Source organism: Corynebacterium variabile (genome assembly GCF_006539825.1).
Classification (GTDB): Bacteria; Actinomycetota; Actinomycetes; order Mycobacteriales; family Mycobacteriaceae; genus Corynebacterium; species Corynebacterium variabile.
The window spans coordinates 175,491-185,499 of the sequence record NZ_BJNT01000008.1 but is presented as its reverse complement, the minus strand read 5'-3'; the positions used below and the strand labels follow the sequence as shown (position 1 = coordinate 185,499).

Sequence of the window (10,009 nt, the reverse complement as noted above, 5' to 3'; positions counted from 1 at the left end):
GGCTGGTCCTATCCCGGGCATCATGCGTTCCATCCCCACCGTCGCCCCCACCGTCGGTCGCCTCGCCGCGTCCGCCGACGATTTCCCCGGCCGGCTCGACGAGATTGATCCCTCCCTGCTCGGTCCCCGGCAGGACCACGTGCTCGCGGAGATCGTCGACGGCGACATCTCCCGTGACCTGTCGGGGCTGACGCTCATCGACTGCCGTCTGGACCGTCTCACCGCCCACGGCGCGGTCCTCGCCGGTGCGCGGATCTCCGACACCATCCTCACCACGGTGAACGCCACCTCGCTGAACGCGTCGCGGGTCAGTCTGCAGGACGTCATCGTCCGCGACTCCCGGCTCGGCGCAGTGGACCTGGTGGACGCCGGCATCCGGGGACTCATCATCGAGCGGTGCAGCATCGACTTCCTCAACCTGCGCGGCACGGACCTCACCGACGTACTGTTCCGTGACTGCCGGATCGGCGACCTCGACCTCGGCGGGGTGCGGGCGGACCGGGTCGCCTTCGAGAACTGCCAGGTCGACGCCTTCGATGCGGTCAACGCGAAGGCCCGGAACGTCGATCTGCGTGGACTGGAGATCCGCGGCGTCCGCAACCCGGACGGGCTGCGGGGGATGACGCTGTCCCCGGTGCAGGTCGCCCTGCTGTCCACCGCCTTCGCGCGGCATCTCGGGATCCGCGTGGAGGAGTGACAGGTCGTGGCATAGTATCTGTCCATGAACAGGTCAGGGCCAGTGGGAATTGGCGGACTCTTCTTCCGGAGCGCTGATCCGGAGGCACGCGCGGCGTGGTACCGGGAGCATCTCGGGGTCGACGCGGGGCAGGACGCAGTGTGGTCACAGGAGGCGGGGATGACCGTGCTCGCACCATTCCCGGCCGACAGTGACTATTTCCCGGCGAACCAGCCATTCATGCTCAACCTGCGTGTCGTGGACCTCGCCGGTCTCATCGGCACGCTGAGGGCAGCCGGTATCGAGGTGGAGACCCGGGAGGAATGGGACACCGAGATCGGTCGGTTCGCCCGGGTCACCGACCCGGAGGGGCTGCCGGTCGAACTGTGGGAACCGCCGGCAGAGACCTAGCTTTCGCCGTGCACGGCCTCGATTTCGACCTGCACCAGCCAGCCTTCGACCGGCTGCTGGGCGACGCCCACGGTGACTATCGTCGGCCGGGTGCGGTTGTCCGTCCCCGGGTAGAGCTCACTGATCGGGGACTCCTCCGGGGTGGTTGTCTCCGTTGACGACTCCGTCGGCTCCTGCGGCGCAGACTCAGACGCAGATTCAGACGCGGAGCTGCCCGCCGACGCCGAGGTCGTCTCCACCGGCTCCTCGAGCAGCGACCGGCCGGTGTCCCGGTCGATGTTGGCGAAGTAGCGGCGGTATGCCCGTTCCCATCCGTCGAAGTCCGCGCCGTCACGTCCGTCCGCGGCAAGGTAGACCCGCACCGTCCCCACCTCGTAGAGCTTGAGCTTCCGGTCGGTGAGCAGGTCCTGGAGCTGCGAGAGCACCTGGAGGGACTGCGCCTCGGTGACGGTCATGCCCTCGGGCAGCTTTCCGTCATCGTCGAGCAGGTCAGGGTCGACGAAGGCCATCGGGTCGTCGTCCTCGGCCATGTAGTTCAGGTGTTCCGGGCCGGTGGCGGAGGAACGGAAGATCGAGGCGTCCGCAGGCACCGAGATGCCGGCGGCGGCTGCGTCGGTCTCCTCGGAGACAGAACTGCTGAACACCGCTTCGTCGGCGCAGGCGCTCACGGTGAGCAGCAGTGCTCCGCCGGTGAGCAGGGCAGCGGTGCGCGGGTGTCGCATGTGATCCTCCGGAAATGTCGAACGTCCGGCTACCATCATACGAATGTCAGAGCAGAGTCCGGACGTGGTCCTGGTCAACCCGAACACCGACCGTGCGACCACGGCGATGATCACCGGTCCGGAAGCGCTGGCCGATGCCACCAGGCATGCCGTCGCACTGGTGCAGGACCTGGTGCATGCTCCGGAGGGTGCCCCGATGGTGGTCGTCGCCGCATTCGGTGACCCCGGCGTCCCCGAGCTGCGGGACGCCGGTTACCGGGTGACCGGGATCGGCGAGGCGGCGGTGCAGGCCGCGGCCGCGGGAGGACGCCGGTTCGCGCTCGCCACGACCACACCGGACCTTGCCGAGGCGATCTGCGGGCTGGTGGACCGGGCCGGTGTCGCAGACCTGTTCACCGGGGTCGAACTGACGACCACGGATCCGTTGATGCTGGCCGAGGATCCGGAGGCGTGCCGGGAGGAGCTGGACGCGGTGGTCTGGCGGCGCCTGGCGGCGGGTGCACAGCGCGTCGTCATCGGTGGCGGGCCACTCAGTGACGCTGCAGCGGACCTGGCAGGACACTATCCGGACGTGATCGTCGAACCGTTGACGGCCGCTGCGGCAGTGCTCGCGTACTCCCGGCACTCCTGACGTCCGCAGTGCGCGGTTGACGGGTCTGCGACACAGTCGTCGCAGATGAGCACCATGTCCCGGCAGTCGCCGTTGATGCAGTTGCGGTAGGTGTTCGTCGGCTCGCCACAGTGGATGCAGTGGCCGATCTGTGCGGCGTCCTCGCTGAACTCGACGTGCATCCGGCGGTCGAAGACGTACAGCGAGCCTTCCCAGAGGCCGGCGTCCCCGAACTGTTCGCCGTAGCGGACGATACCGCCGTCGAGCTGGTAGATCTCGCCGAAACCACGGTCGACCATGAGTTTGCTGAGGACCTCGCAGCGCACGCCGCCGGTGCAGTAGGTGACCACCGGGCGGTCCTTGAGCTCGTCGTATCTGCCCGAGTCCAGTTCGGCGAGGAAGTCTCGGGTGGTGGTGGCGTCCGGCACGACGGCGTTGCGGAACCGGCCGATCGCCGCCTCCATGGCGTTGCGGCCGTCGAAGAAGACGACCTCGTCGCCGCGCTGGGCGACCAGGTCGTTGACCTGGGTGGGACTCAGGTGGACGCCGCCACCGACCACACCGTGCTCGTCGACCTCCAGGTCGTCGGCGGCGCCGAAGGTGACGATCTCGTCGCGGACCTTCACCGACAGTTTCGGGAAGTCCTCGGCGGAGCCGGCGGACCACTTGAACTCCATGTCATGGAATCCCGGGTACTCGCGGGTGCGGCGGATGTAGGTCTTGACTGATGCCAGGGCACCGCCGACGGTGCCGTTGATGCCGTCGCGGCTGATGATGATTCGCCCACGCAGGCCCAGGGACTCGCACAGGGTGCGCTGCCAGAGCATCACCGCGGTCGGGTCGGCGACCGGGGTGAAGCGGTAGTACAGGAGGATGCGGGATTCACTCACGTCTGATGAGTGTAGGCGGTGCCTAGAGCGTGAGGTGCATCTCCTGGTGCTCGATGCCCTCGACGGTGAAGGGCTCACCGACGGGCTCGAATCCGTAGGAGGCGTAGAAGGGCTGGGTGGCGACCTGGGCGTCGATCTTGACGATGGCGGTCTGGGTCACCGGGTCGAGGGCGGCGGCGCGGCCGCGGGCGACCTCGAGGGTAGCGTCCACGATCTGTCGGGCGATGCCGAAACCGCGGAACTCGGGGAGGACGGCGAGGCGTCCGACCTGCTGCTCCTCGGCCGGGCCGAAGATGCGGGCGGTGCCGACGAGGCGCAGCGGGGAGCCCGGGTCCGGGGTGCCCCAGCGGTAGTCCGGAGCGTGGCCGGGGTGGACGTAGGCGAGGACGTGGTGGGTTCCGGGCTCCGCGTCAGCATCGTCGATCTCGGCGAAGGTGGTGTGCTGTTCGTTGACGAACGTGTCCACGCGCAGCTTGTACAGCGCATGGACCTGGCTCGGCTGCATGGCGAGCAGCTGCTTGCCGGTGATGTGGACTTCGGGGGTCTCGGAGGAGGTCTCCTGGCTATCGGTCATGGCGTACAGGATAGTCGGCTGACGGGGGTCCCTGTGGCGGGATGCAGGATTTTCCGCCTTTGTTGTTTCCGCAGGTGGGAAACTATTTTGACAGTGAACTAACCCGGTGATCCGGTATTCTGACTCCACTTTCCCGACGTCACCCCAAGGACCGCTGCGCGCCCCCATGCCGCACTCATCTTTCCCGCCGCACAAGCGTCGCCCCTGGCTGACTGGGGCTGCCGCTGTCGTCCTGGTCGTCGTTCTCGCCCTGGCGCTCGTCGTGGGCATCGGCGGGCGGGGGGGGGGTTCCGACGGTGCCGCATCCACCTGCGCGGACGTGGAGTTCCTCGGTGCGGCGGGGTCCGGACAGCGGGAGGTGGACGCCGAGACCGACCTCATCGCCGACGACGGGGTCGGCAGCATCGTGGCAGACACCTACCGGAATCTCCGCGACGATCTTGCGGAGGACGCCACGGTGAACCTGCGGGCGGTGGAGTATCCGGCACGCGCCGTTCCCCAGGGTGCCGACCGCCAGGCCTGGTCGGAGTTTCTCGCGTCGGTGTCCGAGGGGGCGGACGCCGCGGAGCGGCTCATCACGGACACCATCGAGGAATGCGGGGAGGACGCGACAATCGTCGTCGCCGGATACTCCCAGGGAGCCATGGCGATGCACCGCGCACTGGAGGCGCTGGGGCCGACCGGGCAGATCGTGGCGGGCGTCCTCATCGGGGACGGCGACAAGATGGCTGACGACAATGTCCGGGGACTGCCGGAGTACGGTACGGTGTCCAGTGAAGGCATCGCCCAGGTGGCGAAGGGTGTGGGGATCCGTTCCGGGGCGACGGATGCGCTGCTGCCGGAGGAGTGGGCGTCGGTCATTATCGATGCCTGTGCTGACGGGGACGTGGTGTGCGCTCCGGATTCCCTGTCCCTGCGGAGTCTGGACGCACACCAGAGCTATGACGCCGAAGACTGGCGTGTGGAGCTGCTGGGCCTCGTATCCGGTTAGAAGGAAGACAAGGGTGGGGCTGGACAGTAGACAGCGTCCGACAGAAAAAAGAAGTCCCCAGGCACTCCCGGAAACCGGGGAGCCTGGGGACTTCTGAAGGGCGGGGGAGATCAGGCCTCGACGCGGGCCTCGCCGGAGGAGTACCGGACCATCTCCTCGATCTCGCGGACCTTCTTGCGCTCGCGGCCCTCGGCCTCGCCCAGGGCGCGCTCGTGGGCGTCGAGGTTGTACCAGCCTTCCCAGGTGGAGTAGTTGATGCCGCGGGAGTGCAACAGTTCGATGATGCCCTCCTCCGAGGCGTCCTCCGGGGTGAACCCGAGGCCCTTCTCCGCGTCCTCGAGCAGGTTGGCGACGGCCTGGTTGGCATCGCCCTTGGTGTTGCCGATGAGGCCCACCGGGCCACGGCGCACCCAGCCGGTGGCGTAGACGCCGGGCAGGGTCTCTCGCAGCTCGGCCTCCGGGTCGGCGGAGCCGGGGACGCCGGCGATGCCGTCGGCGGTCGGGCCCTCGGTGAGGACGCGGCCACCGACGTTCGGGATGACCAGTTCCTTCTCGTCCCAGGGGATGTCCTCCGGGCGGTCGGACTTGTAGCCGACGGCGCGGTAGACGTCGCCGACCGGCCACTCGGTGAGCTTACCGGTGCCGACGACCTTGCCGTCGGCGTACTCGGTGCGCTCGGTCACGAGGCCGGTGACCTTGCCGTCAGCGCCGGTCTTGACCTCGACGGGAGACTCGAAGAAGTGCAGGTACAGCTTGTGCGGGGCACCCTTCGGGTCGTTGATGGCGTAGTTCTCGAGGATGGTGCAGACCTGGTCGGTGATTTTCGAGTTGTGGCGGGCCTCCATGGATGCCTCGTCGTAGTCGATGTCCTCCGGGTCCACGACGACCTCGATGGTCGGGGAGTGGTTGAGCTCCTTGAGCTCCAGCGGTGTGAACTTCGCCTGGGCAGGGCCGCGGCGTCCGAAGACGTGGACCTCCTTGGCCTGGTTGTCTTTGAGGGACTCGTAGACGTTGTCCGGGATCTCGGTGACGCGCAGCTCCTCGCCGGTCTTGGCGAGGACGCGGGCGATGTCGAGGCCGACGTTGCCGACGCCGATGACGGCCACGGACTCGGCGGGTTGGGTCCAGGACTCGGAGAAGTGCGGGTTGGCGTCATAGAAACCGACGAACTTGCCGGCGCCGATGGTGTGCTCGCCGCCGGGGATGTTCAGGTCGCGGTCGTCGGTGGCGCCGGTGGCGTAGATAACGGCGTCGTAGTACTTCTTCAGGTCATCGAGGGTGATGTCCTTGCCGACGTTGATGTTGCCGAGCAGGCGGATCTGGGGCTTGTCGAGAACCTTGTGGAGGCTCTTGATGATGCCCTTGATGCGCGGGTGGTCGGGGGCGACGCCGTAGCGGATCAGTCCGAACGGGGCGGGCATGCGCTCGTACAGGTCGATGGAGACGTCCTGGCCGGACTTCATCAGGGCATCGGAGGCGTAGATGCCGGCAGGGCCGGATCCGATGACGGCGACGCGCAGCGGGCGGTTGTCAGACATGACTTCGTTGGTCCAATCCGTTGAGTGGCAGTACCTCCACGTTAGTCTGCCCTGACTTGAACGGGAACCCTCGGCGTGAGACCGATCGGGATTCGGGGTCAGGGCAGACCGGGTACAGGTGTGACGGCCCCCGACTATAGACCGAGTGGTCTGTTCAGTGCAAGGGGAGCCGAATTGAGGTGTCCCTGCGTTGTGCATATGTACCGAGCGGTCTAGTGTGGGACGCCGACGACCGCTAGACCGAACTGTCTGTGCAGAGAGAAGGGGCCTATGACCACGGCAACCGATTCGCCTTCCCGTGAGGCGGTCCGCAAGGCTGCCGCAGCCAAGGAAGACGCTGCGGCGGTAGCCACGTCCGCCGCCGACGCCGCCAAGGCTGACCCGGACAATGACCAGCTCGCCGATGAGCTCCGTGAGGCGCGTAACGCGCAGCGCCGTGCCGCACGCGCGCTGAAGAAGGCCGAGGAAGCTCTGGAGTCCGAAGAGACAGGGGATGCCCCGGAGGACGCTGAGGACGCCACCCCTGCAGAAGAGCTCTCCCCGGTCGACGCCGCCCGCGCTGAACTGCGGCGTCTCGAGGATGCCCAGGCTGAGCTGACCGCCGCCACGGTCCGTGCGGATGCCGCTGCCGAGGCGGATCCGGGCAACTCCAATCTCTTCGCCGCTGCCCGCAAGGCGCGCTGGGACGAGCTGAAGGGGACCAAGGCCGTGCAGAAGGCCGCCACGGCGCTCGCTGAAGCTGAGGCGGCTGCGCCGGAGACCGCGTCGGCCGATGATGTCGAGGATGCGACCGACACAACCGACGCCGCCGACGACACCGACGACACCGACGCGGCACCTGCCGGTCCGCTCACCATCGCCGATGCGGAGCGTCAGCTTGCCGACGCCGAATCTGCGACGGAGGCCGCCGAGGCCGCTGCAGAAGCGGCCCCGGACGACAAGCAGCTGTCCGCTGCCGCCCGACGTGCACGTGCGGCGCAGAAGAAGGCGGCCCGTGCCCTCAAGCGTGCCCGCAAGGCCGCGGTCGAGGGCGACGACGCCGACGGTTCCGCGGAATCCGAGGATGCGGCCGCCGAGACCTCCACCGAGACCCCGGTCGCAGAAGTCCCCGCCGCTGCCGAGGTCCCGGGTCCCCAGGCGGCTCCGGCCGCCGCCGCCACACCTTCCGCCCCCGTGCTCACCCAGGACACTCTCGCCCTGGTCAGCTCGGGTGCCTCGGTGCTCGCGGTCGCCGCTGACGCCTCCGAACGCGCCGCCGCAGCGGACCCCACCAACACCCTGCTCGCCGAGGCGGCCCGCAGCGCCCGCGCCGCCGCCCAGCAGGCCGCCCAGGCTGTGGCTGCCGCCGCAGCGCTGCACGGTGCGGCTCCGACCGTCGCCGCCCAGGCTGTCGCACCCGCCACACCCGCAGCACCCGCTGAGCCCGCGCCGGCGGCCGAGGCAGACGTCACCGCCGAGCCCGAGACCTCCGCCGAGCCTGAGACTCCGGCCGAGGACCCTGCCGTCATCGAGGCACGTGAGGCCCTCGCCGCCGCCGAGGAGACGCAGAACGGGTTCGCCGCCGCCACCCTCAAGGCAGAGGCCGCCGCCGAAGCTGAACCGGGTAACTCCGACCTCTTCTCCGCGGCACGCAAGGCCCGCTGGGACGAACTCAAGGCCTCCAAGGCCGTCCAGAAGGCCACCGCGGCTCTGGAGAAGGCCATCGCCGACGCCCCGCCGGCTCCCAGGGTCCTCACCGACGAGGAGAAGGAGGACCGCAAGGCGCCGAAGCCGCAGGGCCAGTGGCTCATCGACGGCAAAGAGCCGCTCAACGGTGACGAGCGCATCAAGCAGGAGGACGCCGGCCTCGCCGTGGCCGACCGCGTCCGCGAGATCTACGCCAAGGAGGGCTTCGACTCGATCCCGCCCGAGGATCTCGCGCCCCGGTTCAAGTGGATCGGTATGTACACCCAGCGTCGTCAGGACATGGACGGTGAGCAGACCGGCACCCTGACCAACGCCGAGCTGCAGGACCGCTACTTCATGATGCGCATCCGGCTCGACGGCGGCCAGGTCACCCCGCAGCAGCTGCGCGTCATCGGCGGTATCTCCGCGGACTTCGCCCGCAACACCGCCGACTTCACCGACCGCCAGAACATCCAGCTGCACTGGATCCGTATCGAGGACGTCCCGGAGATCTGGGACCGGCTCGCCGCCGTCAACCTCGACACCTTCTTCGGCTGCGGTGACGTGCCCCGCGTCGTCCTCGGGTCCCCGGTCGCAGGGGTCTCCAAGGACGAGATCATCGACGCCACCCCGGCGATCCGTGAGATCAAGGAGAACTGGCTCACCAGGGACGAGTTCACCAACCTGCCCCGCAAGTTCAAGACCGCCATCTCGGGCAACCGTCGCCAGGACGTCACCCACGAGATCCAGGACGTCTCCTTCATCGGTTCCGAGCACCCGGAGCACGGCCCCGGCTTCGACCTCTGGGTCGGTGGCGGCCTGTCGACCAACCCGATGTTCGCCCAGCGTCTCGGCGTGTGGGTCCCCCTCGACGAGGTGCCGGAGGTGTGGGCCGGTGTCGTCCGGATCTTCCGCGACTACGGCTACCGCAAGCTGCGTAACCGTGCCCGCCTGAAGTTCCTCGTCGCCGACTGGGGTGTGGAGAAGTTCCGCCGCATCCTCGAGGAAGACTACGTCGGTCACACGCTCATCGACGGCCCCGAGCCGGAGGTCTGGCCGGGCTACCGCGACCACGTCGGCGTCCACGAGCAACGGGACGGGAAGTTCTACGTCGGCGTCAAGCCGACCGTGGGCCATACCGAAGGCGACCAGCTCGTGCGCCTCGCCGATCTCGCCGAGGAGCGCGGGATCACGCAGATCCGCACCACCCCGGACAAGGAGCTCATCTTCCTCGGCCTCGAACAGGACGCCGTGGACGACCTCGCCGAGGCCCTGGAGAAGGAGGGACTTTCGGCCAGGCCGTCCAGCTTCCGCCGCGACATCATCTCCTGCACCGGTCTGGAGTACTGCAAGCTCGCCCTGGTCACCACCAAGCAGCGTGCGATCAGTCTCGCCGACCAGCTCGAGGAGAAGCTCGGTGACCTCGATGTGCCGCTGAAGATCAGCCTCAACGGCTGCCCGAACTCCTGCGCCCGTACGCAGGTCGCGGACATCGGCCTGAAGGGGCAGATCGTCACCGACGACGACGGCAACCGGGTCGAGGGCTTCCAGGTGCACCTCGGCGGTGCGCTGGGTATGCACCCCGACTGGGGCAAGAAGCTGCGCGGTCACAAGGTGACCTCCGCCGGTCTGGACGACTATGTCGTCCGCGTCGTGGAGAACTACAAGGAGAACCGCACCAGCGCCGACGAGCAGTTCCGCGACTGGGTCCTCCGCGCGCCGGAGGAGCAGCTCCAGTGAAGGACGCCAACAGCGACATCAGCGGGAAGTCCGCCCACCCGAACCCCAGGAGAGCAACCGTGATGCACTGCCCGTACTGCGCCTCGGAGAACCTGTGGCCGGACCCGGAGACGGACAACGCCTGGGAATGCCGCGACTGCCGTCGGGTGTTCTCGGTGAAGCTGCACGGCCAGCTGCCCCGGGGTGTGTAGC

General features: G+C 68.3%; 10 protein-coding genes. 6 read left to right on the top strand and 4 right to left on the bottom strand.

Annotated features, from left to right (window positions below; translation table 11 throughout):
• Nucleotides 1-697, top strand: a 697-nt coding sequence (locus tag CVA01_RS06280) for a pentapeptide repeat-containing protein (protein ID WP_244938175.1), incomplete at its 5' end; no start/stop codon positions are given.
• Nucleotides 698-739: 42 nt separating this feature from the next.
• Nucleotides 740-1,087, top strand: a complete 348-nt coding sequence (locus CVA01_RS06275) for a VOC family protein (protein WP_014008978.1) — start codon at nucleotides 740-742, stop codon at nucleotides 1,085-1,087.
• Here CVA01_RS06275 and CVA01_RS06270 read toward each other — a convergent pair.
• Nucleotides 1,084-1,809: a RidA family protein gene (locus CVA01_RS06270; protein ID WP_141329452.1), complete on the bottom strand. Its 726-nt coding sequence runs from the start codon at nucleotides 1,807-1,809 to the stop codon at nucleotides 1,084-1,086. The genes CVA01_RS06275 and CVA01_RS06270 overlap by 4 nt on opposite strands.
• Nucleotides 1,810-1,852: 43 nt before the next feature.
• Between CVA01_RS06270 and CVA01_RS06265 the strand changes: the two genes are divergently transcribed.
• Nucleotides 1,853-2,440, top strand: coding sequence for an aspartate/glutamate racemase family protein (locus tag CVA01_RS06265; RefSeq protein ID WP_141329451.1), 588 nt, complete (start codon nucleotides 1,853-1,855; stop codon nucleotides 2,438-2,440).
• Here the strand turns inward: CVA01_RS06265 and trhO are convergent.
• Both trhO and CVA01_RS06255 read right to left on the bottom strand, forming a co-directional pair.
• Nucleotides 2,371-3,309: an oxygen-dependent tRNA uridine(34) hydroxylase TrhO gene (trhO, locus tag CVA01_RS06260; protein WP_141329448.1), complete on the bottom strand. Its 939-nt coding sequence runs from the start codon at nucleotides 3,307-3,309 to the stop codon at nucleotides 2,371-2,373. The genes CVA01_RS06265 and trhO overlap by 70 nt on opposite strands.
• Before the next feature lie 22 nt (nucleotides 3,310-3,331).
• Nucleotides 3,332-3,883: a GNAT family N-acetyltransferase gene (locus tag CVA01_RS06255; protein ID WP_141329446.1), complete on the bottom strand. Its 552-nt coding sequence runs from the start codon at nucleotides 3,881-3,883 to the stop codon at nucleotides 3,332-3,334.
• A gap of 166 nt (nucleotides 3,884-4,049) precedes the next feature.
• On the opposite strand from CVA01_RS06255, the gene CVA01_RS06250 reads away from it, so the two are divergent.
• A complete protein-coding gene (locus tag CVA01_RS06250) occupies nucleotides 4,050-4,874 on the top strand; it encodes a cutinase family protein (protein WP_141329444.1) in 825 nt (274 codons plus the stop codon).
• A 110-nt stretch (nucleotides 4,875-4,984) separates the two neighbouring features.
• Here CVA01_RS06250 and CVA01_RS06245 read toward each other — a convergent pair whose 3' ends face one another.
• Nucleotides 4,985-6,412, bottom strand: coding sequence for an FAD-dependent oxidoreductase (locus CVA01_RS06245; RefSeq protein WP_141329442.1), 1,428 nt, complete (start codon nucleotides 6,410-6,412; stop codon nucleotides 4,985-4,987).
• A gap of 270 nt (nucleotides 6,413-6,682) precedes the next feature.
• Between CVA01_RS06245 and CVA01_RS15535 the strand changes: the two genes are divergently transcribed.
• Together CVA01_RS15535 and CVA01_RS06235 are read left to right on the top strand one after the other, a co-directional pair.
• Nucleotides 6,683-9,817, top strand: a complete 3,135-nt coding sequence (locus CVA01_RS15535; RefSeq protein ID WP_307723360.1) for a nitrite/sulfite reductase — start codon at nucleotides 6,683-6,685, stop codon at nucleotides 9,815-9,817.
• On the top strand, nucleotides 9,814-10,008 hold the full coding sequence (locus CVA01_RS06235) for a hypothetical protein (RefSeq protein WP_041629770.1): 195 nt from the start codon (nucleotides 9,814-9,816) through the stop codon (nucleotides 10,006-10,008). The genes CVA01_RS15535 and CVA01_RS06235 overlap by 4 nt, the downstream gene beginning before the upstream one ends.
• The last annotated feature ends 1 nt before the right edge of the window (nucleotide 10,009 follow it).

What these genes read in the sequence shown, in the direction of transcription:
- CVA01_RS06270 (WP_141329452.1), bottom strand. Translation starts at nt 1,809, where the DNA reads ATGCGACACCCGCGCACCGCTGCCCTGCTCACCGGCGGAGCACTGCTG.
- CVA01_RS06265 (WP_141329451.1), top strand. Translation starts at nt 1,853, where the DNA reads ATGTCAGAGCAGAGTCCGGACGTGGTCCTGGTCAACCCGAACACCGAC.
- CVA01_RS06255 (WP_141329446.1), bottom strand. Translation starts at nt 3,883, where the DNA reads ATGACCGATAGCCAGGAGACCTCCTCCGAGACCCCCGAAGTCCACATC.
- CVA01_RS06250 (WP_141329444.1), top strand. Translation starts at nt 4,050, where the DNA reads ATGCCGCACTCATCTTTCCCGCCGCACAAGCGTCGCCCCTGGCTGACT.
- CVA01_RS06245 (WP_141329442.1), bottom strand. Translation starts at nt 6,412, where the DNA reads ATGTCTGACAACCGCCCGCTGCGCGTCGCCGTCATCGGATCCGGCCCT.
- CVA01_RS15535 (WP_307723360.1), top strand. Translation starts at nt 6,683, where the DNA reads ATGACCACGGCAACCGATTCGCCTTCCCGTGAGGCGGTCCGCAAGGCT.